This window comes from Aquitalea pelogenes (genome assembly GCF_041914625.1).
In the GTDB taxonomy this organism is placed as follows: Bacteria; Pseudomonadota; Gammaproteobacteria; order Burkholderiales; family Chromobacteriaceae; genus Aquitalea; species Aquitalea pelogenes.
Map to the genome: position 1 here is coordinate 1 of NZ_JAYSDA010000003.1, position 25,444 is coordinate 25,444.

Sequence of the window (25,444 nt, forward strand, 5' to 3'; positions counted from 1 at the left end):
GGACACTGCCAGACTCCCCCTTCGAAGCCCAGCTCAAACGAGCTGGGCTTTGTGCATTTGGCGGTGAAAATTGCTGACCAAACAACTGATGTGCAGGCGGGCATTAGCCTGTATTCCCCGCTTTCAAGGTAAGCAGTACTACGCTGTTACTGCTGGAGTGGCCGGTTTACAATGTCCGGCATGATTTGATCCTGGCATTCTGCCGACTTGATTCCACGCTTTCTCTGAGAGACTCCCTTGCTTGATTATCTGCATAAACGCCTGCACCTGTTTGTGCTGCTGTGGCTGGCCGTGTCCCTGATGGTGGGTATTCAATGGGCAATGTCAGAGTATCAACGCATTCAGGAAGACTTTGACCGTACAGCCAGGCTGGCGCATGGCGTGATTGCCAGAAAGCTGGACCAGAATGAATCGGTGCTGGCTGCACTGGATGCCATGCTGATGTCGCGGCAGAAGTTCGAGATGCCGATTCTCAAGTCATTTTCTCATCAGCTGCTGTCTCATTATTCTCAGCTGTATACCGTAGAGTTTTTCCAGAATGTCAGCCGGGATAACCGCAATACATTCCTGGACGAAATGCAGCAGCGCTTCGGCAAGACCTTTTTTATCCGGGATTTCGATATTGCCGGTCGCCGCAGCTGGGTACCTGCGCCCGTGCGTGAGCAGCATCTGGTGGTAACCATGATCGAGCCGGACATTGCAGCAGCCAGTTCGGTATATGGCTATGACGTGTTGCATGAGCCGCGTTTTGCCACCGAGATCAAGCAAGCCATTCGCAGCGGGCGCAAAGTCGCCTCGGTGCCTTTCGATTTGTATGAAGGTGGACGTGTCTATCTATTGATGCAGCCGGTGTTTCTGGATTCTCCGGTCCGGCAGGCAAGCGGGGCGCACAAGGAGTTGATTGGCGTGGTGGCGCTGGTGGTGTACTGCGAGAAATTGCTCACCATCTCTCCGGGTGAAGGAGTGCCGGCGGATCTGGAACTATCGATCATGGCTACGGCGAATCCGGGCTCAACCATCTATACCATTCCGGGCAAGCACAGCAACGGAGGAGGGTGGTGGCCTGCGGTAGCCAAGCTGGACATCAGCTTGCCGCTGGTGAGTCAGTCCCAGCCATTTACCTTGCGGGTGGGCAAGGAGGTGTTTCCGGGCGATTTCAAGTTCGGTGGTTTGCTGCTGCGTGAAGGGCTGGTCCTGTCGCTGATGCTTTCGCTGTGGCTGCTGTACAGTCAGCGTCTTGCCTTGCGCCGGGCACAGAGTCAGGCGGATGAAGCCTTGTTCCTGCAAAGCGAGCGTGCTGCCGTCGCCTTGAATGCCGTGCATGATGGCGTGATCATCCTGGATACGCAGCAGCAGATCGAAATGGCCAATCCGATGGCTTTGACCTTGCTGGGCGTGAGTCGGGAAGAGGTAGTCGGCCAGCCCTACCAGAATGTGTTCCGCTTGATTGGCGAGCTATCGGCCGAGTTTGCCGAGAATCCGATCAGCGAATGCTATCGCCAGGCGCATACGGTTGAATTGCCCGAGCGGATGCAGCTGGCAACGGCGCGCGGGCATGTGCGTCTGGTGGAGGGGGCGATTGCGCCGCTGTTTTCCCGTGCGGGCAGCCTGACCGGTGTGGTGTGTGCCTTGCGCGATATGGGGCCGGTACGGCAGCGCGCTGCCGAGGCGCTGGAGGCCAGCGAGTTGCGGGTGAAGGAGCATCTGGAAAAGCTGTCTCACGTAGCGCGTTTGCATACCATGGGTGAAATGGCCTCCGGTATTGCTCATGAAGTGAATCAGCCGCTGACTGCCATTTCCAATTACTGCCAGGCTTCCTTGCAGTTGCTGGAGTTTGGTGAAGACAGCCGGCCGCAGATAGAATCCGCCTTGCGACTGGCAGTGGCACAAGCGGACCGTGCCGGTGAAATCATCAAGCGCTTGCGTGCCCTGGTGAGCAAGCGGGCCATGGAAATCCGCCTGATCGACCTGAACCAGGTGGTGGGCAACTGCATGTTCCTGGCGGAGTACGACCTCAAGGAGCGTGGTATCGAGATGGTGCAGCTGTTGTCGGTGTATCCGATGACGGTGATGGCGGACAGCATCCAGATGGAGCAGGTGGTGCTGAACCTGTTGTCCAATGCCATGGATGCGCTGCGCGATGAACCGGTGATGAAGCGCCATATCATCATTCACACCCGGCGTGAGGGCAAGAAGGCCATTCTGGAAGTGCGTGATACCGGCCGTGGCATTTCTCCGGAGTCGCTGGAAGTGCTGTTCCATCCTTTCTTTTCTACCAAGCAGAATGGCATGGGCCTGGGTTTGTCGATCTGCCAGACCATTGTCGAGCAGTATGGCGGCCTGATTTGTGCAGAAAACATTCCAGCGAGCGGTGCCTGCTTCCGTATCGAGCTACCCTTGTCGCAAACGGTGGCTGCGACAGAGCAGGAACCAGCCGCCGGTTGAGACGGATTCAATACCAAAAAGAGCCGCATTGCGGCTCTTCAGGCTGCTGACAAGTGATTCGGTGCGGTTTGGCCGGTCCCGGCAAAGCCGGTCCTTTCGACTTACTGCTTGTTTCCGCAGCCTTCCCATCTCATCCCTATCCCCCCGCCCTTACCTTGTAAGGGGGCCTCGCTTTCTTTTCAGAAAGCGAGAGGGGCAATAAGCAAAAGAGCCGCTTTGCGGCTCTTTTGCTTGGTAGGTATGGCGCTGGTGGATCAGCGTGGCTCAACCACCACCTGGGTGCGTTGTGCACGTTCCTCGCGCGGGGTGATGCCAAAGTGATTGCGATAGGTGCTGGAGAAGTGCGGGCCGCTGGAGAAGCCGCAAGCCAGGCCGATTTGCACGATGGACTTGCTGGTTTGCTGCAGCAACTGGCGGGCGCGGCTCAGGCGCAGCTCCAGATAGTATTTGGATGGCACGGTGCTCAGGTACTGCTTGAACAGGCGTTCCAGCTGGCGACGTGACACCCCGACATAGTAGGCAATGTCGTCGGTGGTCAGCGGCTCTTCGATATTGGCTTCCATCAGGCTGACGGCTTCGGTCAGCTTGGGTTGGCTGCCGCCAATGCGGGTGGCCAGCGGAATGCGCTGGCGCTCGTTGCCGGGGCGCAGGCGTTCGATGCTGAACATTTCCGACAGGCGGGCGGTGAACTCATGGCCATGCTGATTGCCAACCAGCGACAGCATGAAATCCAGTGTGGCTGCACCACCGGCACAGCTCATGCGGCAGCGGTCGGTTTCGTACAGGTTGGACGAAACGATGACCTCGTGGAATTCCTCGGTAAAACGGCTGATTTCCTGCCAGTGAATGGTGGCGCGAAAGCCGTTGAGCAAGCCGGCGCGGGCCATCCAGTAACTGCCGCAGCCAATGCCGGCAATGGGCAGCTTGTCGGTGTGCAGGCCGCTGATGCTTTTGAGCAGTTCGTCCAGATTGACATCAATGGTGATGTCGTCCGCCAGGATGAACAGGCCGTCCAGCTTTGGCGCGTAAGCCAGTGGCAGGTCCACCGGCAGCTTCAAGCCATTGGACATGGCAACCGGCAGGCCATTGAGCGACAGCGGCAAGAATTCGTACAGCTTTTTTTCGGCCAGTTGATTGGCACGGGTCAGCACTTCGCTGGCGATGGCAAAGTCGGCCATGGAAGCGTGCGGAAGCAGGAGAAAACCGTAGCGTAACGGTTTGGCAGCGTGCATTGATTGACCCATGTTTGCAAAAAAGTTGAGCACTATACCAAAAAAGCAGGCCATGCCGTGGATGGCGTGGCGCTGCTATTTCAGTGTGGCATTGTACGATTTATTTAAGACTGCCGGAGAGGAATTGTGCAAGCCGCTCGCTTTGCGGATTGGCCAGCACTTCGCGCGGATTGCCTTGTTCTTCGATCTTGCCTTTGTGCAGGAAAATCACGTGGTTGGACACTTCGCGGGCAAAGCCCATTTCGTGGGTCACCACCACCATGGTACGGCCTTCGCGCGCCAGGTCCTGCATCACCCGCAATACTTCGCCGACCAGTTCCGGGTCCAGTGCTGAAGTCGGTTCGTCAAACAGCATCACTTCCGGTTCCATGGCCAGTGCGCGGGCGATGGCTACACGCTGCTGCTGACCGCCGGACATGTGCGACGGGTATTTGCCTTCCACGTCTTTCAGGCCCACCTTGTCCAGATACTTGCGCGCACGGGCAATGGCCTCGTCCCGCGACAGGCCCAGTACATGGATGGGCGCTTCGATGATGTTTTCCAGCACCGTCATGTGTGCCCACAAGTTGAAATGCTGGAACACCATGGCCAGCCGGGTACGGATGCGCTCCAGCTGCTTGTGGTTGGCGGCACGCAGCGCGCCGGTTTTCTTGTCCGGTACCAGTTGCAGCTCTTCGCCGCCCAGCTGGATCTGCCCGCTGTTGGGGTGCTCCAGCATGTTGATGCAGCGCAGGAAGGTACTTTTGCCCGAGCCGGAGGAGCCGATGATGCTGATCACGTCACCGGCATGGGCGGTGAGGGATACCCCCTTGAGCACTTCGTGGCTGCCATAGCTTTTATGCAGGTCGCTCACGCGCAGTTTGATGTCGGTGGCTGGTGCCGCGTCGTTGTGTTTCATGCTTGCAACCCTTGTATAAGGTTTCATCGCGCCGCTGTCATGCCGACAGCCGGCCATTGCTGAAAGAAGGCAGCCGCGGGGCTGCCCACGCTGTCAATGCTTGCGCGGGGCCAGGTAGGCCAGCCAGCGTTGCTCTGCCTGCTTGAACAGCCAGACAAAGACAAAAGTGAGTACCAGATAGATGGCCCCGGCAATCAGGAAGGGCTCGAAGGCCATATAGGTATCGCTGTAAATGCGGCGTGCCACCCCGGTGATGTCGGCCAGGGTAACCAGACCGGCCACCGCCGTGCTTTGCATCATCATGATCACTTCGTTGCTGTAGGCCGGCAGGGCGCGGCGCAGGGCGGAAGGAATGACGATACGGCGCATCATCAGCCATTTGCTCATGCCCATGGCGCGGGCGGCTTCGATTTCGCCCCAGTGGGTGGTGCGGATCTGGCCGGCGATGATTTCGGTGGTGTAGGCCGCAGTGTTCAGGGTAAAGGCCAGAATGGCGCAGAACCAGGCATCCTGCAGGTATTGCCACAGCCAGCTCTCGCGTACGGCATCAAACTGCGACAGGCCGTAGTAGATGATGAACAGCTGTACCAGCAGCGGTGTGCCGCGGAACACATAGGTGTAGAGCCAGACACTACCGGACAGCAGGCGGTTTTTCGACACCCGGCCCAGCGCCAGCGGAATGGCCAGCAGCATGCCCAACAGCAGCGAGGCGCCCAGCAGCTCCAGGGTCATCACGATGCCGTCGCTGGTGCTGAGCAGTGGCTGACCGTCGGCCCCGCCCAGAAAGGCCGGCAATTTGTCGAGGATAAGGTGAAAGTCGATCACAGGCCGTTCTCCTTCAGACCGGTGGAATAGCGACGCTCCAGCATGCCCAGCAGGATGTTGGACACGCTGGTGATCACCAGGAAGATCACCGCTACCAGCATGTAGACGGTAAACGGCTCCTGGGTATTGGACTTGGCTGCGTCGGCGCGGTACATCACGTCATTCAGGCCGATCACCGAGACCAGCGCGGTGGACTTCACCAGTACCAGCCAGTTATTGGTAAAGCTGGGCAGGGCAAAGCGCACCATTTGCGGAAAGGTGATGCGCCAGAAAATGCGCAGCGGCCCCATGCCGTAGGCGGCACCGGCTTCCATCTGTCCCTTTGGCACGGCCATGATGGCGCCGCGGAAGGTTTCGGTCATGTAGGCACCGAAGATGAAGCCCAGTGTCAGCACCCCGGCAATGAAGGGGTCGATGTCCGGGGCGGCCCAGCCCATGGCGGCGGCCACATCGTTGAGCAGCATCTGCACGCCGAAGAACAGCAAGAACATCCATACCAGGTCCGGCACACCACGCACCACGGTAGAGTAAAGCTCGGCCAGTGTGCGCAAGGGTTTGGACGGGGCCATCTTGAACATGGCACCGACCAGGCCCAGTACGACGGAAACCGCCAGCGATGCCGCCGCCAGTTTCAGTGTCAGCACCGCTCCATCGAGGATGCTGGGAAGATATCCGTGTAAAAACATGTACTACCCCTGTGTTTCCCGGGAAGGGACGGCGCGGACGACTGCTCGCCCGCGCCACCATGACGGTTTATTTGCCGTAGATGTCGAAGCTGAAATACTTCTTCTGGATCTTGTCGTAGCTACCGTCGGCACGAATCTGCTGCAAGGCCTTGTTGATGCGGGCCAGCAGGGCTGCGTCGGTCTTGCGTACGGCAACGGCTGCGCCTTCACCGAAGTACTTCACCTCGTTGTACTCCGGCCCGGCAAAGGCGTAACCCTTGCCCGCCGGTGTCTTGATGAAGTCGGACTCACCCACGGCGGCATCGACAAAGCTGGCATCCACGCGCCCGGCTTTCAGGTCGAGGAAGGATTCCGGCGCCTTGGCATAGGACACCAGTTTTGCGCCCAGCTTTACCCAGTTGTCACGGGCGTATTTTTCCTGGATGGAAGAACGCAATACGCCAATCTTCTTGCCCTTGAACCAGGCATCGTTGATCTGGCTGCCTTGTTTGGCTACCAGACGGCTGGGCATGTTGTAGTACTTGTTGGAGAAGCTGACCACCTTCTTGCGCTCTTCGGTGATGTTCATCGAGGCGATGATGGCGTCGAACTTGCGTGCCTGCAGGGCAGGGATGATGCCGTCGAAGTCCTGCGGCACCACTTCGCAGGTCACTTTCATGGCAGAACACAGGGCCTGGGCGATATCAGGGTCGAAGCCCTTCATCTTGCTGTCCGGGCCTTGTTGGGAAAACGGCGGGTAACTGGCATCGGTGGCAAAGCGCAGGGTTTCGCCTTGGGCAGCAGCAGCCATGCCGAGCGCGCACGCGCCCAGCACCATGAGGGACTTGAACATGGTTTCTCCGGTAGGTCTTTTTGTTGGATGTGTGGTCCTGTGCGCCGACAGGCAGGCTGCCGGCGCAAGCTGGACTATGCAGCAGACGTGCCGGGCTTAGCCGCCGTAGACGTCAAAGTGGAAGTACTTGTCCTGTACTTTCTTGTAGCTGCCATCCTTGCGGATCTGCTCGATGGCCTTGTTGATGCGCGTGGCCAGGGCCTGGTTGCCCTTTTTCACGGCAATGCCGGCGCCCAGACCGAAGTACTTCACGTCGGCGTAGTTGGGGCCGACAAAGGCGTAGCCCTTGCCACCGTCGGTCTTGAGGAATTCCTGCTCGCCCACTGCGCCATCGACAAAGACGGCATCAACACGGCCGGCTTTCAGGTCGAGGAAGGATTCAGGGGACTTGGTGTAAGCCACGATGGTGGCACCGTTCTTGCCCCAGAAGTCACGGGCAAACTTTTCCTGGGTGGACGCACGCAGCACGCCGATCTTCTTGCCCTTGAAGGAAGTTTGCGACACCTGGGTGTTGCTCTTGGCCACGATGCGGCTGGCGATGTTGTAGTACTTGTTGCTGAAGTCGACGGCCTTCTTGCGCTCTTCGGTGATTTGCATCGAAGACAGGATGGCGTCGAACTTGTTGGCATTCAGTGCGGGAATCAGGCCGTCCCAGTCCTGCGGCACGATCTGGCAGCTCACCTTCATGGCGGTACACAGGGCCTGGGCCATGTCGATGTCGAAACCTTCCGGCTTGCCATCAGCACCTTGCTTGGAGAACGGCGGGTAGTTGAGGTCTACACCAAAGCGGATGGTTTCTGCGTGACTGGCAAAACCGGACAGGCTGACTGCAACTGCAGCCGCAAAAATAACCTTCTTCATATGTGTCTCTGCTTCTCGCATGCAGGGAGCAAGCGTGCTGCTTGTTCCCGTGGTCTTACTTTGTAAACCCGGCGCGGATGGGATGGCTGCCTGGGCAGCACGGCCGGAACCTGTTGTTGTTATGCCTGCATGCGCCTCCTGTGAAGACGCCAGGCAATGGTGGCACGGAAACTCCCTGCCCAACAATCAGTCGCATTTGGCGCGGATAGCAACAAATTGCGAAGGGGCGCATTCTACGCCAGTTTGTAACTCTTGTGAAACGTCATCAAAATCAGTCACTTATAACTTGATTGTCGGATTGTATACAATGTAGGCTGTCACGGCCTTTTTGTAATTGGCCGTCGCATTGCTATAAGGCAAATAGTGGGAGAAAAACCAGTAGTGCAGTGGCTGCCGGTTTTTCATGCTGCACTGCATCCCATCTTTCTGTAAGTCGATGTCGCATTAAGGAAATCCCGCTGGTAGCGGGCTTACTACAATGCCCCGACACAAACCGTGCATACAACAAGAGAAGCCCCATGTCGCTTACCAACAAGACCGAACTGGCGAGCCTGATTGCCGATATTCAGGCCGTTGCCGAGAGCAAGCTTTCACCCAAGGAGACACCACAACTCGCCGGATTCTTCCCGATCTACTTTGAAGAAACCGAGCATGCCGACCTGCGCCAGTTTTCCTCGCTGGATCTGTTCGGTGCTGCACTGGCCCATTTCGAGTTCGCGCGCAAGCGTAACCCCGGCCAGCACAAGGTGCGTATCTATACTCCCGATTTCGAGCGTGATGGCTGGCAAAGCACCCATTCGGTGATTGAAGTCGTCAACGACGACATGCCTTTCCTGATCGACTCCATTTCCATGCTGCTGTCGCGCTACAACATCAATCTGCACCTCTTGGTGCACCCGGTGTTGTCGGTTGGTCGCGACAAGAACGGCAACCTGCTGGAAGTAAAACGCACGCAAGACCGCAGCCTGCCGCTGGAATCCTTCATCCACGTGCAGATCGACCGCGTCAGCGATGCCGCCACCCTGCAAAAGCTGGAAGCCGAACTGAACCGCATCATTGCCGACATCCGTCTGGTGGTGAGCGACGAGCCGAAAATGCGCGCCGTGGTGGGCGACATCGGCAAGGACCTGGCCAAGGTCAAGGGCGAACGGGCGGCAGAAGCCAAGGAAGCCGTGGATTTCCTCGGCTGGATGGCGGCCAACCACTTCCTGTTCATGGGCTATTGCGACTACGACCTGGTCAAGCGTGATGGCAAGGACAGCCTGAAGATCGTCAAGGATTCCGGCCTGGGCATCCTGCGCGACCAGGGCGACAAGGAATACTCCGCCAGCTTTGAAACCCTGCCGCAAGAACTGCGCGAACTGGCGCACCTGCCGCAGCTGATCATCCTGAACAAATCGCAAACCCGCTCCATCATCCACCGCCCGGCCTATGTCGACTTTGTCGGCATCAAGCGCTTCAACGACAAGGGCGAAGTGATCGGCGAGCGCCGTTTCCTTGGCCTGTATACCGCCGGTGCCTATCAGGCTTCGCCGAAAGACATTCCGCTGGTGCGTCAGAAAGTGGCCAGCGTGGTGGCCAACTGCGATTACGTGGACGACAGCTACAAGGCCAAGACCCTGGGTTTTGTGCTGGAAAGCTATCCGCGTGACGAGCTGTTTGAAATTCCGGCCGATGTGCTGGGCCCGATCGCCGAAGGCATTGTCAGCCTGCAAGAGCGCCCGCGCGTGCGCCTGTTCGTGCGCAAGGACCGCTACCACCGCTATGTCAGCAGCCTGGTATACGTGCCGCGTGACAGCTTCAATACCGAAGTGCGCCTGAAAATCGAGAAGGTGCTGATGACTGCCTTCAACGGCAGCTCGGCAGAATTCAGCGTGCAGATCAGCGACAGCTCGCTGGCACGCGTGCATTACATCATCCGCACCAACGCCTCCAAGCTGCCGGCCTTCCGCGAATCCGATATCGAGGCGGAAATCGCCCGTCTGGTACGTGGCTGGGTGGAAGAAATGCACCAGCAACTGGTGGAAGTGCATGGCGAAGAAGCCGGCAACCTGCTGTTCAATCGCTACCGCACCGCCTTCCCGGTGGCGTACCGCGAAGAGTTTGCCGTACGTAATGCAGTGCTGGACGTGCAATTGCTGGAATCCGTGTCTGCCAGCAACCCGCTGGCCATGAAGCTGTACCGTCCTTTCCATCGCGGCAACCAGGCATTCAACCTGAAGCTGTTCCGCGAAGGCGAGCCGATGAGCCTGTCCGCCAGCCTGCCGATTCTGGAAAACATGGGCGTCAAGGTGCGCGACGAGCATCCGTACCGTGTCGAGCGTGAAGACGGCTCCGCGGTGTGGATCAGCGACTTTGGCCTGGACGTGGGTGCCTTCTTCGAACAGATGTCCAGCGAAGCGGTACAGAAAGACTTCCAGGAGCTGCTGTCCCAGGTGTTTGCCAAGCGTTGCGAAAACGACGGCTTCAACCGTCTGGCGCTGATTGCCGGCCTGGACTGGCGTGAAATCTCGCTGGTGCGTGCGCTGGCGAAGTACCTGCGTCAGGGCGGCCTCACCTTCAGCCAGAACTATCTGGAACAGTGCGTGGCCAACTACCCGGAAATCACCCGTCGTCTGGTGGCGCTGTTCGTGGCCCGCCTGGACCCGGTGAATGCCGACGACGCCCGCGCTGATGCACTGCTGGCCGAAGTGAAAGAGCTGCTGGACAATGTGGCCAACCTGGATGAAGACCGTATCCTGAACGGCTTCCTGGCCGTGATTCTGGCTACCCGCCGCACCAACTTCTGGCAGAAGGATGCCGACGGCCAGTTCAAGTCCTATATGTCCTTCAAGCTGGAATCCAACCTGATTCCCTTCCTGCCGCAGCCGCGCCCGATGTTTGAAATCTGGGTGTACAGCCCGCGTGTGGAAGGCGTGCACCTGCGCGGCTCCAAGGTAGCGCGTGGCGGCCTGCGCTGGTCCGACCGCATGGAAGACTTCCGTACCGAAGTGCTGGGCCTGGTGAAAGCGCAGATGGTGAAGAACTCCGTCATCGTGCCGATGGGTTCCAAGGGTGGCTTTGTCGGCAAGCAACTGCCGGCACCGAGCGACCGCGAAGCCTTCCTGGCTGAAGGTATCGCCTGCTACAAGATCTTCATCTCCGCGCTGCTGGATGTCACCGACAACCTGGTGACCGGTCAGATCATTCCGCCCAAGGACGTGCGCCGTCTGGACCCGGATGATCCGTACCTGGTGGTGGCTGCCGACAAGGGCACTGCAACCTTCTCCGACATCGCCAACGGCATTTCCGAATCCTACGGCTTCTGGCTGGGTGACGCTTTTGCCTCCGGTGGTTCCGCCGGTTACGACCACAAGGGCATGGGCATTACCGCCCGCGGTGCCTGGGAATCGGTCAAGCGCCACTTCCGCCATCTGGGCATCAACACCCAGGAGCAGGATTTCACCGTGATCGGCATTGGCGACATGGCTGGCGACGTATTCGGTAACGGCATGCTGCTGTCCGAACACATCTGCCTGAAGGCCGCGTTCAACCACCTGCACATCTTCCTGGACCCGACCCCGGACGCCAAGACCAGCTTTGCCGAACGTGCCCGCCTGTTCAATCTGCCGCGTTCCAGCTGGGCAGATTACAACCGCGAGCTGATTTCCAAGGGTGGTGGCATTTTCGAGCGCTCGGCCAAGTCCATTCCGCTGTCGCCTGAAGTCAAGGCCTGGCTGGAAACCGACAAGGACCACATGGCGCCGAACGAGCTGATCCATGAAATCCTCAAGGCCAAGATCGACCTGCTGTACAACGGCGGTATCGGTACTTACATCAAGGCTTCCACTCAGAGCCATGCCGACGCCCGCGACCGCGCTTGCGATCCGGTACGTGTCAATGGCAACGAGCTGCAAGCCCGCGTGGTGGCTGAAGGCGGTAACCTGACCTGCACCCAGCTGGGTCGTGTCGAATTTGCGCTGTGCGGCGGCCGTATCGCCACCGACGCCATCGACAACTCCGCTGGTGTGGATTGCTCCGACCACGAAGTCAACATCAAGATCCTGCTGGGCGCGGTGATGCAAGCCGGTGACATGACGCTGAAACAGCGTAATGAACTGCTGGCCGAAATGACCGAAGAAGTGGGTCATCTGGTGCTGCGCAATAACGTGCTGCAAACCCAGGTACTGGCCATCAAGCGTCTGGAAGCCGCCTCCATGCTGTCCACCCATGCCCGCATGATTGCGCACATGGAAAAGACGGGCGAACTGAACCGCGAAATCGAATACCTGCCGTCCGATACCCAGATCAACGAACGCCGTCTGGCGCGTCAGGGTCTCACCGTGCCGGAAATCGCCGTATTGCTGGCGTACAGCAAGATTTCGCTGGATCAGGCCATTCTGGCTACCGATGTGCCGGACGATGCCGACTTCCTGCCGGTGCTGGTGAACTACTTCCCCAAACCGCTGCAACAGCGCTTTGGCAAGCAGATGGAACAGCATCAGCTGCGTCGCGAAATCATCGCCAACCAGCTGGCCAACCAGATCATCAACCGCATGGGCACCACCTTCGTGTTCCGCCTGCAGGAAGAGTCGCCGTTCTCCGCGGCCGACATCGCCCGCGCCTGGTGGATTGCCAGCCGCGTGTTTGATGCGGAAAACCTGTGGGGCCAGATCGAAGCGCTGGACAACCTGATTCCGGCCGACCAGCAAATGCAGATGATGGTGCTGGTGCGTACCCTGATCGAACGCGTCACCCGCTGGGTGCTGCGCAACAAGCGTCCGTTCACCTCGGTGAATGCCGTGATCGAACAGTACGCCGGCAAGGTACAGGAACTGCTGGCACGTCTGCCGGCACTGGTGGATGCCAGACAGTACCCGGCCGTGGCCGAGCTGGAAGCCCGCCTGAGCCTGCCGAACATGCCGCAGGAACTGGCCCGCGTGCTGGCGCGTCTGGAGTTTGCCGTACCGCTGATGGACATCATCGAAATCAGCGAAGGCGGCGAACTGTCGCAGGACGAAGTGGCACAGAACTACTTCCAGCTGGGTCGCACCCTGCAACTGGACTGGCTGCGTGACGCCATTACCGGTCTGCCGCGCGACAACCGCTGGCAGTCGCTGGCCCGTTCCGCGCTGCGTGACGACCTGTACCGCCTGCATCGCAAGCTGGCCAAGCTGGCCCTCAGCGAAGCCATCGGCGACAAGGCTTTTGCCGATGCCTGGCTGAGCAAGCGTCGTGGCGAGCTGGAACTGTGCTACCAGATGTTTGCCGAGCTGCAGTCCTTCAGCGTGCTGGACCTGGCCATGCTGTCTGCTGGCATGCGCGAGCTCAACAATCACCTGCTGGCCTGATCTGTCAGTATTGCAATATCAAACCGGCCCCCAGGGGCCGGTTTTCAGGCTGCTGACAAAGTGATTTGCTTCGGTTCTGCAGGACCCGGCGTAGCCGGGCCTCTCCGGATTAGTCATTCAGTCCGCAGCCTTTTTATTTCATCCCAATCCCCCCGCCCTTGCCCTGCAAGGGAGCCTCTCCTTCTTAGTGGAAGGAGAGATTGGGTTGGCATTAATTTACCAACCGGCCCCCAGGGGCCGGTTTTTTTATGGTGATCAGCACAAAATGCGCCGGGTTTGATGAGAAGCGGCGGACGGCAGCAGGCAAATCCGGCTATCATCCGCACTTGACTCCGGCATCCATCATGCCGAACAGACTGGAATGACAAGATGCAGAACACACAGGCCGACGCCTCCGCTCGGGAAGCAGAGCAAGCCTGGCGCCACGCCAAGCAACTGGAACAGGCGCTGATCGAACTACTGCAGCAGGCCTTGCCGGCCAGCGGACTGTGCACCGTGGGCAAGCCGCTGACCGAACAGCAAAAACGCGGCGAATCCCGCCAGGCGCTGTGCTGCAGCCTGCCGCTGCTTCAAAAGAAAAAGCGCAAGGACACTATCGTCGCCTTCCTGAATTTCCAGATCAGCTTGGCGGGCGACGGCGTGCCACGTGTTGGTTCGGGTGCAGGGGCGGAGCCGCTGGGCCCGGTGCTGCACATTGCGCACTGGACCTGTGAATTCAGCTTCGATTACGACGCCTACGTCGGCTTCCCCGCCACCGGCTGGCAGCCCTGGCTGAATCAGGCAGGCCGCCTGCTGCGCTGGGAAGATGACGAATCGCCGTTTGGCGATGAATGGACCTACAGCCTGCGACTGGATGCCCTGAGCACCGACGAAGGCCTGCTGCGCCGTGTTGTGTTGCAGCCGGTGCTGGCGCTGCTGGAAGGCGCCGCAGCGACAACAGCCTTGCCGGACGATTTGCCGGGCCTGGTCCGCTATGTGGATGTCCCGGCCGAGGACGGCCTGCAGGACTTGCGCGTGACTGCCTGAAGCTGCGCCGGCGCTGACGCAAGAAAAACCCCGCCTCGATGTGCGGGGTTTTTTCATGGGCGCGGCCAGGACCGTCCTGCTTCACTGCGCCTGCCAGCTTCCGCCTAGCGCCTTGATCAGATTGACACTCCAGACAAACTGGCTGCCATGCAGCTGGGCTTGCAGGCGTTGTGCGCCAAGCAGGCTTTGCTGGTTGATGGCCAGCGTCAGCGCGTTATCCAGCCCTTCGCGATAGCGCAACAGGGAAATGTCGTAGGCGTGCTGCTGGCTGCTGACTGCGTCGCCTTGCTGCGTGCTGGCCTGATCCAGCCCTTGCAGGGTGGATAGTGCGTCCTGTGTTTCCTGGATGGCCTGCAAGACTGTCTGGCGATAACTGCTGGCAGCGGCCTGATAACCAGCCTCGGCATAGTCCACCCCGGCGCGGGTCTTGCCATTGTCAAACAGGGTCTGGCCTGCTTGCAGGCCCAGCGACCACACCAGGGCCGGTGCGGAAACCAGCCGTGCCAGCTGGGCGGACTCATAACCGATATAGGTGGGCGACAGCGTGAGCTGCGGGAACCAGGCGGCCTTGGCCACGCCGATTTGCGCATTGGCGGCGGCCATCGCGCGTTCGGCGGCGGCAATGTCCGGGCGGCGTTGCAGCAGATCGGCCGGAACGCCCGCTGGAATGACGGGCAGGCGGGCCGGCAGGCTCGCTGCACCCAGCTGGAAACTGCTGGCCGGATGGCCGCTCAGGGTGGCCAGCAAGTCCTGCTGCTGCTGGCGCTGGTTGCCCAGCAGGCTTAGCTGGGCCTGCGCCGCTTGCAGGCTGGCTTGCTGGGTGGCCAGTGCACCGGCGGCGTCCAGCCCTTCGCGATGGCGGATTTCAGTCAGCTGCAGCACTTTTTGCTGCAGGCTGATGGATTGCCGCAGCAGGGCGCTTTCCTCATCCAGCTGGCGCAGCTGGAAATAGGCCGTGGCAAGTTGCGCACTCAGCAGCAGGCGCACGTTTTCGCTGTCAGCCTGGCTTTGCGCGGCGCTGGCGCGTGCGCTTTCCACGTCACGGCGTACCCGGCCCAGCCAGTCGAATTCGTAGCTCACATTCAGCGTGGGCTTGTAATCGTTCTGGATGGTGCTGCTATTGGTGGACTGGTAATTGGTGAGGGGACGGTCAGCCGAAATGCGTGTGCGGCTGACGCTGGCTCCAGCACTGACAGCGGGCAGGGTGGCTGCGGCATGGATGCCAGCCTGGGCCTGGGCCTGTTGCAGGCGGGACAGTGCCAGTTTCAGGCTGGCATTGCCGGCCATGCAGTCGGCTTCCAGCCGGTTGAGCGTGGCATCGCCAAACTGTTGCCACCAGGGCTGTTTGGCCTGCTGGTCGGCTGGCTGGGCTGCTTGCCACTGCCCGCTGCCTTGCCAGCTGGTGGGCATGTCACTGATGGCCGGGGTGCGGTAGTCCGGTCCGATGGCCGCGCAGCCGGCCAGCGTCAGCAGCAAGCTGGTGCCAGCCAGCGGGGTAAGGAAGGCGCGCATGGCTCACTCACCCTTGCCGCTGGCGACAATGGCCACGCTCTGGCCGTTGTGGATGGCATCGGACGGATTCAGGATGATGCGCTCCTTGCCGCTCAGCCCGGCCTTGATGGCAATGTCCTTGCCATAGTCTGTCCCCAGTGCCACTTTTTGCAGTCTTACCTTGTTGTGTTCGTCCACCACGGCCACCTGGCTGCCCTCGGGGCCGAATACCAGGGTATTGGTGGGCAGGGTCAGCCCGGCGGGGCTCTTGAGCTTGAAGCTGGCTTCCACATACTGGCCGGGCAGCAACTGGTGCTGGGCATTGGGCAGGACTACCTCGACCTGCAGGGTGCGGCTGGCCGGATCGATGGCACCGGCAGTGCGGGCGACCTTGCCTGCCAGCGGCTTGCCGCCCTCGGTCAGCGTGATGTCCACCGGGTCGCCCACCTTGACCTGGTTGGCACGGTCTTGTGGCAGGTAGACGTACAGGTGCAGCTGGTCCACCTGCGCCACGCTGAACAGCGACTGGCCGCTGCCGCCATTGCCGGCATTGACCAGACTGCCGTTGTCGATATTGCGTTTGGTGACGATGCCGTCAAACGGTGCCACGATGCGGCCGAAGTCCTGCTGGTCGCGCAGCCGTTTCAGCGTGGCCTGGCTTTGCTGGAAGGCGGCGGTTTTTTCATCCAGCTCCTGCTGGGAAACCGCATCCTGCGCGCGCAAGCGGCTCCAGCGCTGATAGGCGTTACGTGCCAGTGCATGGCTGGCGGCGGCTTCCTCTACTTGCTTGTCGATGTCCGGGGTGTCCAGCACCGCCAGCAGCTCGCCCTTTTTCACCGACTGGCCGATGTCCTTGAACCATTGTCTGACGTAACCGCTGCCACGCGCATACACCAGTGCCTCGCGCATGCCTTGCAGCGTGGCCGGCAAGGTCAGCCGGTTGTCGTGGCGATTGTTCTGCGCCTGCACCACCCGTACCTGCTGGATGGCACTCTGGCTGGCCTGTTTTGCCAGCGTGTCGGCATTGGCCTGGCGCGCCAGCAAGGTGCGGCCCAGCCCGGCTAGCAACAGCAGTACGATGATGATGGTGACGGTGCGGGCGCGGCGCGCCACCTTGTCGCGGCCGTCAAGGCCGGGGAGGGTGTCGTGGTGGAAGGCTGGCACGCCCTGATTGGCATGGCGCTGATCGGTCATGGTGTTGTCCTAGGCTGCTTCAGGCGTAGTGGGGTTTGCGTCATCCGGGGTGCTGGCGGCTGCGCGGCGTCTGGCCAGATAACTGTGGAAGCTGGCAAACACCACCGGGACGAAGAGCAGGGTGGAGACGGTGGCAAACAGCAGGCCGCCAATGACGGCGCGGCCCAGCGGTGCGTTTTGTTCCGAGCCGTCGCCAATGCCGATGGCCATCGGAATCATGCCGATGATCATCGCCAGTGCCGTCATCAGCACCGGGCGCAGGCGGGTGGCCCCGGCTTCCAGCGCGGCGGACAGTGGCGGCAGGCCTTCGTGCAGGCGCTGACGGGCAAAAGACACCACCAGAATGCTGTTGGCGGTGGCCACGCCCATGGTCATGATGGCCCCGGTCAATGCCGGTACGCTCAGGTTGGTGCCGGTCAGTATCAGCATCCAGGCAATGCCTGCCAGTGCTGCGGGCAGGGCGGTAATGATGATGAAGGGGTCCAGCCAGGACTGGAAGTTCACCACGATAAGCAGGTAAACCAGCACGATGGCACCCAGAATGCCCAGGCCCAGCCCGGAATAGGAGGACTGCATGGTTTCCACCTGGCCGCGCAGGCTGATCTTGCTGCCCTTGGGCAGCCCGGCCTCGCTCTGGCGGATCAGCTGCTGGATTTCGCTGGCCACCGCGCCCAGGTCGCGCCCGCGCACATTGGCGTAGATGTCCACCGCCGGCTGGATATTGTAGCGGCTGACAATGGCGGCCTCGCGGCCGGGGCTGACGCGCACCAGATTGCCCAGCTGCTGTGGCGTGCTGCCGTTGACGCCCGCCGGGTTGACCGGCAGTTGCAGCAGCTCATCCAGCCCGTTGATGCGGTACTGCGGGGTTTGCGCCTGCATGTTGTACACCACGCTATTGGCCGGGTTCAGCCAGAAGGTGGGCTGGGTCTGCTGGCTGCCGGATAGCGGCAACAACAGGTTTTGTGCCACATCGACCGCATTCAGCCCCATGCTCTGCAGGCGGGTGCGGTCCATGTCCAGCTTGAGCGACGGTGCATCCATGCGTTGATGGACATGGACATCCACTGCGCCGTTGATCTGCTTGATATGGTCGGCCAGCTGCACGGCAAAGGCGTGGTTCTGCGCCATGTTCTTGCCGTAAATCTGCACGTCAATGGCTGATGGAGTGCCGAAGTTGAGAATCTGGGTAACGATGTCGGCCGGCTGGAAGAAGAACTCCACCCCCGGAAAGCGTTTGGCCAGCAGCGATGGAATTTTTTCGATGTAATCGGCACTTGGCTGATGGCCCGGTTTTAGCGAAATCAGGATGTCCGCATCCAGCGTGCCGATGGTGCCGGAATTGCTGTAGGACAGATTGATGCCGGAATAGGGCAGGCCGATATTGTCGATGATGGTGTCCAGCTCGCCCGCCGGAATGATTTCCCGCAAGGCATTGTCCACGCCATCGGCCAGCCTGGCGGTGTTTTCGATGCGGGTGCCGGTGGGCGCGCGCATGTGCAGCTTGATCTGTCCGGTATCCACGGTGGGGAACAGGTCGCGCCCCAGTAGCAGGTACAGGCCGCAGGACAGCAGGCAGAAACCGAGAAACCCGGCCAGAAAGCGGCGACGGTGGGTCAGCAGGTGGCTGAGCAACAGCACATACACGCTGCGCAGTTTTTCAAACTGATGGTTGAAACGCTCATGTACATGGTGAATCCAGGCCGTTACCCGGCCGCTGCGCCCCTGATGACCCATCAATAACAGCGCCAGCGTGGGCACCAGCGTACGCGACAGCAGGTAGGAGGCCAGCATGGCAAACACCACTGCCTCGGCCAGCGGCACGAACAGATAGCGCGCCACGCCTTCCAGAAAGAACATCGGCACAAACACAATGCAGATGCACAGCGTGGCTACAAAGGCCGGAATGGCAATTTCCCCGGCACCTTCCAGAATGGCGGTGTGCAGGTCCGAACCCATGTGCAGATGGCGCTCGATGTTTTCGATGGTCACCGTGGCATCGTCCACCAGAATGCCCACTGCCAGCGCGAGGCCGCCCAGCGTCATCACATTGATGGTTTCACCCACCGCATGCAGCAGAATCACCGAGGAAAAAATCGACAAGGGAATGGAGATGGCAATGATGGACGTGGTGCGCCAGTTGCCCAGAAACAGCAGCAGCATGATGGCCGTTAGCGCGGCGGCAATCAGCGCCTCGTGCACCACGCCTTCCACGGCGGTTTTGACGAATACCGACTGATCCGCCAGCAGCGACACTTCAATACCCTTGGGCAGCAAGGGCGTGACCGAAGGCAGCAGGCTTTTCAGATTGTCCACCACGCTGAGCGTGGATGCGCCGCCGTTCTTGTACACCGACAGCAACAAGCCGCGCTGGCCGTTCTGCCGCACGATATTGGTTTGCGGCGAATAGCCGTCCCGCACATGCGCCACCTCGCCCAGATAGGTGGTGGCCCCATTGCTGCTGCGCACCGGAATATTGTTCAGCCCGGCAATGGTGGTGGGCGAACCGTTCAGGCCGATATTGAATTCGGTATCACCCAGCTTGGCAGTACCTGCAGGCAGGATCAGGTTCTGGCTGCTGATGGCATTCACCACGTTGGCCGGCGTCATGCCCTTGGCGGTAATGGCGGCCAGGTCCAGATCCACCGACAGCAGGCGCACCTTGCCGCCGTAAGGGTAGGGAATGGCCACGCCGGGAATGGTCACCAGTTGCGGGCGCAAGGTATTGACCGCGGCATCGAACACATCCTGCTCCGACAAGGTCTTGCTGGACATGCCCAGTTGCACCACCGGCACGCTGGAAGCGGTGTACTTGATCACCAGCGGTGCGGTGGTGCCGGTTGGCATCTGCCGTACCACCGCCTGCGATACCGATACCACCTGGGCAATGGCGGTCTGGATATTGACGTTGGGCTGGAAGAAAATCTTGATCACCGCAATGCCGTTGAGCGACTGCGACTCGATATGCTCGATGTCATTCACTGTGGTGGTGAGGATGCGCTCGTTGGACTGGGTGATGCGGTCGGCCATTTGCTGCGGTGCCAGGCCGTTGTAACCCCAGATGACGCTGATGACCGGGATGTCGATTTCCGGCAGCACATCCACCGGGGTGCGCAGCAGCGCCAGCACACTGGCCAGCACAATGACAATGGCCATCACGATAAAGGTGTAAGGTCGGCGCAGCGCCGTTTCAACAATCCACATCGGGGAAAACTGCCTTCCTGCCTGTGACCGGTCCGCGTGGCCGGCTTGTTGTTGCTGGCGACTGTGCCGGCAGCGCCCGCCTGCGGCAGGGGTGCCGGTGGCAGCGAGGGAAAAGGGCGCAGGCTCAGTCGAGTTTTATTATTGTGCCATCGCGCTGCTGCCAAAGCAGGTCAACCGCCATGTCCTTTGTGATAGTAGCCCAATGCATGGCGGCTGCGTGGGGCAATGCGATGACAATTTGTTATCAATTATGACTGCGCTGCTGGTGTGTCCGGTGTATCGCTGCTGAACAGCAGTACCGGTGTCTTGGTGTCGGGCAGCATGGTATGGCCGAAGGCATGCAGTCCGGCCTTGCACAGAACCCGGGCGGATGCCGCATTGTCGGGGTTGATGTAAGCCACCACCCGCGACAGGTGCAGGCTGTGCAAGCCGTACTGCACGCAGGCCGTCGCCGCCTCGCTGGCATAAGACAGCCCACGCCAGGCTGGCAGCATGACATAGCCAACGTCCACATCGGCAAGGCCTGCACGGCGTATCAGGCCGCACATGCCTACCGGCTGGCCGTCTTCGCGCCGTTCCACACACCACAAACCGATGCCGTGCTCGGCGTAACTGAGCAAAGGCCCGCGCAGCAGGTAATCGCTGGCTGCTTCAAGAGTACGAATGCCACGATCCGCCACGTTGCGGATGAAGTCCGGGTCGTTCAGCAAGGCCAGCACCAGCGGGGCATCGGCCGGGGTCAGTTCACGCAACTGCAGGCGTGGTGTAATGATGAGCAGCATGGCGTGGCTGTCTGGCAAGGGGATCGGGCAGTGTAGCCCACGGCTGGCGGCATTCACAAACTGCCGGGCCGGGCGCGAAAAATGCAGGACAGGGTATTGTCAGCATCGGGTTAAGGCTGTATTATGCGCTTCTCTGTTGCACGGCATTGCAGTGCAGCAGCAGCCATCTGGAGAGGTGGATGAGTGGTTTAAGTCGCACGCCTGGAAAGCGTGTTTAGGGTAATACCCTAACGGGGGTTCGAATCCCCCCCTCTCCGCCAGATATCTACATTAAAGCCCTGATTATTCAGGGCTTTTTTGTTTTAACTGAAAAACGGTGGGCCATTGGGTGGGCCACTTGATGCTTGCTGTTCTAGGCCGCTATTGGACGAAGTCGGCCGATAAGTTGGATTCATACTAGTGACAAAACAGCAACAACATCTTGGGCTAACTCATTCCAAGCCTCGCATTCGTAATGCGAAGGTCGGGGGTTCGACTCCTCTTACCGGCACCATGTAAATCAAAGGGTTACAGTGATTTTTCCTGTAACCCTTTTTTCTTTTTCTGACCGTGTAACCACCATGTAAGCAAATTTGAGCAATGTGGATCACTGCTTTTCCCTATTCTTGGTGGGCATCTAGCAGCTCGGTCCCAGATTCTGCCCCTGAGATTCTGTTGATTTGGATCTCTTGAGTATAAACAACAAGAGCACTGACCCTTTGGTGGATCAGTGCTCTTGTTGTTTATGACATGAAAGTGGGATACGTCCGAGTTTCGGCCTTAGCAGCCCTTCACTGGTGAGATGAAATTGACTGCTTTCGACTTGAAAGCAGCCAGAAAAGTATATTGCAAACGGGGCTTGTCAGGATTTCTGTGTAAACCAGCCGTTGTCCAACAAGCAACGGGAGAATTGCTTCTTGGTTGGGAGGTTTTTGCAAAACCATAGGCTTATTGCTAAAGTGTTTGGAGTAAGAACAAAAACAGCAGCAGACCACTTTGGTTTCCCGGAGATATAAGCATGTTTGGATCAGCCAACAAAAAGCGCATACAGCAACTGGAAAATCGTGTGCGAGAGCTGGAAGCAGAATTACAAGATGGCCGCAGGCAACAACAACTGAGCGAAGCAGCGCGTCTACGGGTGGAGCAGTACAGCTGCGAACAACAAGGGCAGACCCTGCGCAGTCAAAGCTACATCGAACCCTTTGGCGATTTTTGCATTAGCCTTGCTAGCATTCGCGGCTCGTTTGCCGAACTGGCCAGCTTGATGGAAAACAACTTTTCCGCCGCCGCCGATGCTGTCACCACCCTGCACCACACCCGTAGTGCGGTAAATACCCTGGCTCATAGCTTTGACGATATTGCCCTAGCGCAGCAGAAAACCGCTGAGTCCATGGATTCGCTCAATAGCAAGACCAGCCAGATCCGCCAGTTTGTCCAGTTGATCAAAGATGTTGCTGACCAAACCAATTTGCTGGCACTGAATGCGGCAATCGAGGCTGCACGCGCTGGTGAACAGGGTCGTGGCTTTGCTGTGGTGGCCGACGAAGTGCGCAAACTGGCCGAACGAACAGCCAACGCCACCAATGAAATTTCTACCCTGGTCAGCGATGTAGAAAGTGCCTCTCTCAATACCAAGCAGCAAGTGACTGAGGCCGCCGAGCAAGTCGCAGGTTATCGCAGCACCGGGCTGGACACGGCCGAATCCATCCGTAGCATGGTGGATGTCAGTGAGCAGATGGCGCGAGTCATTGCCCAAGGCACAAATACTAGCTTCATGGAAGTGGTAAAACTGGACCACGTAGTGTTCAAGCTGGAAATCTACAAGGCTTTCATTGGCTATCATGAGCTTTCCGCCGACAAGGTATCGTCACACCATCATTGTCGGCTGGGCAAATGGTATTACGAGGGGCGTGGCGCACAGGAGTGTAAGGGCAATAGCCTGTTCAATCAGCTGGAAGTACCGCATGCCAATGTACACAATGCTGGCAAGGAGGCGCTGGATGCCTTTAACGCCAAGGACTTTGCCAAGGCCAGACAGGCGCTGCAACGCATGGAAGAGGCTTCGGATCTGGTAACGAACTTGCTGACCCAACTGGAACAGCAACCCTGCGACAATAAAATTTGATGTTCGCCAGCGCCCGCTATGACAATGCGGGCTACCTCGGGTCAAGCACTCTCCGCATTCATTGTCTACGCCAGTGCCTAGAATGCGGTTCTTGACCTCCAAGTGCATGTCGCCTAGTAGGTTTAGCCTGCCGAAGTATGTGTCGTTTGCTGCGAGACCAGTGGTAATGATCAGTCCTGTGCGGGCGTCTCTCGTGGCAGTAGGAACGCCCCAAATGGACCGTGTGGTATTGGGTGCGGGAGACTGAACTCGGCGTAAATCGGTCGTTACTCCCTATCAGGCTAATAGACCGCTTTAGCCGAAATGCGGAAGTAAAAAAATATCCCAGCTATGGCATACCCGTTGTCTCGCCGGATTAGCAAAACAGAGCCACCCACCCCATACGGGGCAGGCGGCTCTGTTTTATGCTGCTTACTGCGGGCAATCCGCGATGGCTTCCAGGGCAATGGCAGCGATCTTGTCTGGTATCTGCTGTGTCATTTGCATGTCTTGTTCCAGATTCTGCATCTCCTTTTGATTGAGTTTGTCTTCGGTTTTCTTCAGGTAGCACTGGCAGAAGCGTGACGAGTGTCGTACCTGGCAACTGCGGGTGAAGTTATCTTCGACCTGGCTATCGTAACGGCTGGAGCAGCCGGTGAGGCTGACCAGTAGGGTGAGGGCGAGGAGGGCTTTCATGGGATTTACCTTGGTGGAGTAGTAGTGTTGGATCACCAGCCAAACAGCTTGCCGACCCAACTGCTAACGGTATTGCTGACCCAGTTCCAGCTATCACTCAGCACAGCCTGTGCGGCTTCCTTCACCGATTCCCACAATCCTTTGCTGGCGCTGTGATAGGCCGTGCTGGAAACCACCTCCGGATTGGCTTCACGGGCGATAGACCATTTTTTTTGCTTGGGTAGGGTGGCAATGATCTGTTCGATCAGCGTGCTCAGGCCGTAGCCTTCGCTGGCGGCGGTGGCACAGATCTGGGAGAGGGGAATGTCAAAGACCTGGCTGAGCTGGATCTGCTTGCGGCTGAGGTTCTTCGCCTGGTCAGTGCCTGGCAGGTGAAGGACGGTATCCCAGTCGCGATAGGGTTCCAGCTTGTCGACCTGGCTGAGCACGAACAGTACCGGGATGTCACGCTGGGCCAGATAGGGCTGGATCAGCGTGCGGTAGCAGTGCTCATCAATACTCAAGGCCCGATCGTCGGCTTTTATCACCCACAGGATCAGATCCATTTCTGGTAACAGACGCTGATACAGCGCGGCGTATTCACTGTCTTTGTCAGTGGTTTCGCCCACACCGGGTAAGTCGATCAGCGCAATGCCTTTGCCATTCTTGTAGGCAAGGGTGAATTCCTGCGGATAGCGAGTACAGCCAGCGACGTCATCGACCTCGGCCACGTCCTGACCAAACAGGGCATTGCACAGGCTGGACTTGCCGGCACCGGTTTTGCCCATAATGCCGACGACGGCCTGATAGTGAACAATCTCTTCAATCCGCTCGCGCAGTTGCTCACGTTGTGCGTCAGTCAGTGTGCCTGCTTGATCGAAGGCAGCTAACAAGGTGGTTCCCAGTGTTTGTGGAATAGGGGTCATGGTGGTTGTCCCAATGCAGTAGATGGCAAACAAAAACGCCACCTGCTGTAGGTGGCGTGTCTGGTCAAACGGGGAGAGGGGCGACACGCCACCTCGGGAACATCAGGGATGTGCTGGTGTGGCGCTTAAAAGCCGGTGCAGGGGAAGTCTTTGCTGCGGCTGGCCGGCAGGACTTTGGCTGCGCCGGTCAGCGGCAGCTTGATCAATTTGCCGTCAGCTGTTTTGGCTTCCAGGCTTTTGGCTTTACGGATCTTGTCCCAGGCTCTGACAAAGTTCTGGTTACCCACCCGAGAGCCGGTGTTGCCAATGTTGTCGAAGACCTCACCATCGACAATCAGCGCGAACTCCTTGGCCGGCAGTGCACCGTATTCCTTATTACCCACCTTCAGGCTGATCATCGGGGAGTCTGTTTCATTGCAGGCGATATACAGCTGGTTATGTTGCGTATCGACAGCGGCATATTCACTGGTGCCCTGGCCCCAGCCGCTGCTCCAGCGACCGGTTTCACCAAATGCCATTACCTGGCTGCTCAGCAGCAAGCCCAGACAAAGTCCCAATACATGTTTCATGGTGTTTTCTCCAATCAATAACAGTGAAATCAGGCGTAGATGCCGAACACATTGCGCATCACGCTTTGGTAAGCGATGAAGCCACAGAACCAGCCAATGGCTTGTGGTCCAATCCGCCAGAACACCTTGGCCTTGAACAGCTCAACCGAGCTGCTGCCCAAGAGCAGATCCGGCCGCATGGCACGACAGATGGCATCGCCGATAGCGACACCGACAAAGGTGAAGAAGCCGCCAATAAAGGGCGTGAGTAACAACCCGAGGAAGCCCAGATGGACACGGGGCATGAACAGCGCAAACAGATCAATCACGACGAACAGGCCAAAGCACAACACAGCCTGAGTCTGGGTACGGGAAGACATGACAGTGACTCCAAAGAGGTAAAACGGTG

The 25,444-nt window shown here is 59.0% G+C and carries 18 protein-coding genes, 2 tRNA genes and 1 pseudogene; 7 read left to right on the forward strand and 14 right to left on the reverse strand.

What is annotated here, in order from left to right; translation table 11 throughout:
• Positions 1-237: 237 nt before the first annotated feature.
• On the forward strand, positions 238-2,445 hold the full coding sequence (locus ACE3SE_RS03340) for an ATP-binding protein (RefSeq protein ID WP_374553899.1): 2,208 nt from the start codon (positions 238-240) through the stop codon (positions 2,443-2,445).
• Positions 2,446-2,699: 254 nt separating this feature from the next.
• Here ACE3SE_RS03340 and ACE3SE_RS03345 read toward each other — a convergent pair whose 3' ends face one another.
• The 6 genes from ACE3SE_RS03345 to ACE3SE_RS03370 all read right to left on the reverse strand — a co-directional run bounded on the left by ACE3SE_RS03345 (position 2,700) and on the right by ACE3SE_RS03370 (position 7,779).
• The gene (locus ACE3SE_RS03345) at positions 2,700-3,677 is read right to left on the reverse strand and encodes a GlxA family transcriptional regulator (protein ID WP_045848091.1); all 978 of its coding nucleotides are present in this window, start codon (positions 3,675-3,677) and stop codon (positions 2,700-2,702) included.
• Positions 3,678-3,777: 100 nt separating this feature from the next.
• Complete coding sequence (locus tag ACE3SE_RS03350; protein ID WP_374553900.1) at positions 3,778-4,575, reverse strand: ABC transporter ATP-binding protein; 798 nt, start codon at positions 4,573-4,575, stop codon at positions 3,778-3,780.
• A gap of 93 nt (positions 4,576-4,668) precedes the next feature.
• The gene (locus tag ACE3SE_RS03355; protein WP_045848080.1) at positions 4,669-5,400 is read right to left on the reverse strand and encodes an ABC transporter permease; all 732 of its coding nucleotides are present in this window, start codon (positions 5,398-5,400) and stop codon (positions 4,669-4,671) included.
• A complete protein-coding gene (locus tag ACE3SE_RS03360) occupies positions 5,397-6,086 on the reverse strand; it encodes an ABC transporter permease (RefSeq protein ID WP_045848081.1) in 690 nt (229 codons plus the stop codon). Before ACE3SE_RS03360 ends, ACE3SE_RS03355 begins: the two co-directional genes overlap by 4 nt.
• Positions 6,087-6,153: 67 nt before the next feature.
• Complete coding sequence (locus ACE3SE_RS03365) at positions 6,154-6,918, reverse strand: ABC transporter substrate-binding protein (protein WP_374553901.1); 765 nt, start codon at positions 6,916-6,918, stop codon at positions 6,154-6,156.
• 96 nt (positions 6,919-7,014) lie between these two features.
• Positions 7,015-7,779: an ABC transporter substrate-binding protein gene (locus ACE3SE_RS03370; protein ID WP_045848083.1), complete on the reverse strand. Its 765-nt coding sequence runs from the start codon at positions 7,777-7,779 to the stop codon at positions 7,015-7,017.
• Positions 7,780-8,297: 518 nt separating this feature from the next.
• On the opposite strand from ACE3SE_RS03370, the gene ACE3SE_RS03375 reads away from it, so the two are divergent.
• Positions 8,298-13,109 carry an NAD-glutamate dehydrogenase gene (locus tag ACE3SE_RS03375; protein WP_045848084.1) on the forward strand — a complete coding sequence of 1,604 codons (4,812 nt, stop codon included), beginning with the start codon at positions 8,298-8,300 and terminating at the stop codon, positions 13,107-13,109.
• A gap of 369 nt (positions 13,110-13,478) precedes the next feature.
• A complete protein-coding gene (locus ACE3SE_RS03380) occupies positions 13,479-14,135 on the forward strand; it encodes a hypothetical protein (protein ID WP_062790584.1) in 657 nt (218 codons plus the stop codon).
• A gap of 81 nt (positions 14,136-14,216) precedes the next feature.
• On the opposite strand, the gene ACE3SE_RS03385 is transcribed toward ACE3SE_RS03380, so the two are convergent.
• From ACE3SE_RS03385 to ACE3SE_RS03400, 4 genes are all read right to left on the reverse strand, one after another.
• Entirely contained in the window at positions 14,217-15,647 is a 1,431-nt protein-coding gene (locus tag ACE3SE_RS03385) for an efflux transporter outer membrane subunit (RefSeq protein WP_374553902.1), read from the reverse strand.
• Between the two features lie 3 nt (positions 15,648-15,650).
• Positions 15,651-16,820: an efflux RND transporter periplasmic adaptor subunit gene (locus tag ACE3SE_RS03390; RefSeq protein ID WP_374553903.1), complete on the reverse strand. Its 1,170-nt coding sequence runs from the start codon at positions 16,818-16,820 to the stop codon at positions 15,651-15,653.
• Between the two features lie 9 nt (positions 16,821-16,829).
• Complete coding sequence (locus ACE3SE_RS03395; RefSeq protein ID WP_374553904.1) at positions 16,830-20,021, reverse strand: efflux RND transporter permease subunit; 3,192 nt, start codon at positions 20,019-20,021, stop codon at positions 16,830-16,832.
• A 248-nt stretch (positions 20,022-20,269) separates the two neighbouring features.
• Positions 20,270-20,803, reverse strand: coding sequence for a GNAT family N-acetyltransferase (locus ACE3SE_RS03400; protein WP_374553905.1), 534 nt, complete (start codon positions 20,801-20,803; stop codon positions 20,270-20,272).
• Between the two features lie 169 nt (positions 20,804-20,972).
• On the opposite strand from ACE3SE_RS03400, the gene ACE3SE_RS03405 reads away from it, so the two are divergent.
• The 4 genes and pseudogenes from ACE3SE_RS03405 (at position 20,973) to ACE3SE_RS03420 (ending at position 22,907) form a co-directional block, all read left to right on the forward strand.
• Positions 20,973-21,063, forward strand: a tRNA-Ser gene (locus tag ACE3SE_RS03405).
• 116 nt (positions 21,064-21,179) lie between these two features.
• Positions 21,180-21,296 (forward strand) — tRNA-Thr (locus tag ACE3SE_RS03410).
• A gap of 750 nt (positions 21,297-22,046) precedes the next feature.
• Positions 22,047-22,478: pseudogene (locus ACE3SE_RS03415) on the forward strand (methyl-accepting chemotaxis protein); the annotation flags it as partial.
• Between the two features lie 78 nt (positions 22,479-22,556).
• Entirely contained in the window at positions 22,557-22,907 is a 351-nt protein-coding gene (locus tag ACE3SE_RS03420; protein ID WP_374554047.1) for a CZB domain-containing protein, read from the forward strand.
• A 411-nt stretch (positions 22,908-23,318) separates the two neighbouring features.
• Here ACE3SE_RS03420 and ACE3SE_RS03425 read toward each other — a convergent pair whose 3' ends face one another.
• From ACE3SE_RS03425 to ACE3SE_RS03440, 4 genes are all read right to left on the reverse strand, one after another.
• On the reverse strand, positions 23,319-23,582 hold the full coding sequence (locus ACE3SE_RS03425; protein ID WP_374553906.1) for a hypothetical protein: 264 nt from the start codon (positions 23,580-23,582) through the stop codon (positions 23,319-23,321).
• Positions 23,583-23,614: 32 nt separating this feature from the next.
• Positions 23,615-24,487 carry a GTPase family protein gene (locus ACE3SE_RS03430; protein WP_374553907.1) on the reverse strand — a complete coding sequence of 291 codons (873 nt, stop codon included), beginning with the start codon at positions 24,485-24,487 and terminating at the stop codon, positions 23,615-23,617.
• 125 nt (positions 24,488-24,612) lie between these two features.
• The gene (locus ACE3SE_RS03435) at positions 24,613-25,056 is read right to left on the reverse strand and encodes a hypothetical protein (RefSeq protein WP_374553908.1); all 444 of its coding nucleotides are present in this window, start codon (positions 25,054-25,056) and stop codon (positions 24,613-24,615) included.
• A 29-nt stretch (positions 25,057-25,085) separates the two neighbouring features.
• Positions 25,086-25,415: a hypothetical protein gene (locus ACE3SE_RS03440; RefSeq protein WP_103523767.1), complete on the reverse strand. Its 330-nt coding sequence runs from the start codon at positions 25,413-25,415 to the stop codon at positions 25,086-25,088.
• Positions 25,416-25,444 lie beyond the last annotated feature (29 nt).

Coding starts and splice junctions, on each gene's coding strand:
- ACE3SE_RS03425 (WP_374553906.1), bottom strand. CDS start 23,582: ATGAAAGCCCTCCTCGCCCTCACCCTACTGGTCAGCCTCACCGGCTGC.
- ACE3SE_RS03430 (WP_374553907.1), bottom strand. CDS start 24,487: ATGACCCCTATTCCACAAACACTGGGAACCACCTTGTTAGCTGCCTTC.
- ACE3SE_RS03350 (WP_374553900.1), bottom strand. CDS start 4,575: ATGAAACACAACGACGCGGCACCAGCCACCGACATCAAACTGCGCGTG.
- ACE3SE_RS03370 (WP_045848083.1), bottom strand. CDS start 7,779: ATGAAGAAGGTTATTTTTGCGGCTGCAGTTGCAGTCAGCCTGTCCGGT.
- ACE3SE_RS03375 (WP_045848084.1), top strand. CDS start 8,298: ATGTCGCTTACCAACAAGACCGAACTGGCGAGCCTGATTGCCGATATT.
- ACE3SE_RS03435 (WP_374553908.1), bottom strand. CDS start 25,056: ATGAAACATGTATTGGGACTTTGTCTGGGCTTGCTGCTGAGCAGCCAG.
- ACE3SE_RS03365 (WP_374553901.1), bottom strand. CDS start 6,918: ATGTTCAAGTCCCTCATGGTGCTGGGCGCGTGCGCGCTCGGCATGGCT.
- ACE3SE_RS03420 (WP_374554047.1), top strand. CDS start 22,557: ATGGAAGTGGTAAAACTGGACCACGTAGTGTTCAAGCTGGAAATCTAC.
- ACE3SE_RS03385 (WP_374553902.1), bottom strand. CDS start 15,647: ATGCGCGCCTTCCTTACCCCGCTGGCTGGCACCAGCTTGCTGCTGACG.
- ACE3SE_RS03395 (WP_374553904.1), bottom strand. CDS start 20,021: ATGTGGATTGTTGAAACGGCGCTGCGCCGACCTTACACCTTTATCGTG.
- ACE3SE_RS03400 (WP_374553905.1), bottom strand. CDS start 20,803: ATGCTGCTCATCATTACACCACGCCTGCAGTTGCGTGAACTGACCCCG.
- ACE3SE_RS03360 (WP_045848081.1), bottom strand. CDS start 6,086: ATGTTTTTACACGGATATCTTCCCAGCATCCTCGATGGAGCGGTGCTG.
- ACE3SE_RS03380 (WP_062790584.1), top strand. CDS start 13,479: ATGCAGAACACACAGGCCGACGCCTCCGCTCGGGAAGCAGAGCAAGCC.
- ACE3SE_RS03440 (WP_103523767.1), bottom strand. CDS start 25,415: ATGTCTTCCCGTACCCAGACTCAGGCTGTGTTGTGCTTTGGCCTGTTC.
- ACE3SE_RS03345 (WP_045848091.1), bottom strand. CDS start 3,677: ATGCACGCTGCCAAACCGTTACGCTACGGTTTTCTCCTGCTTCCGCAC.
- ACE3SE_RS03390 (WP_374553903.1), bottom strand. CDS start 16,820: ATGACCGATCAGCGCCATGCCAATCAGGGCGTGCCAGCCTTCCACCAC.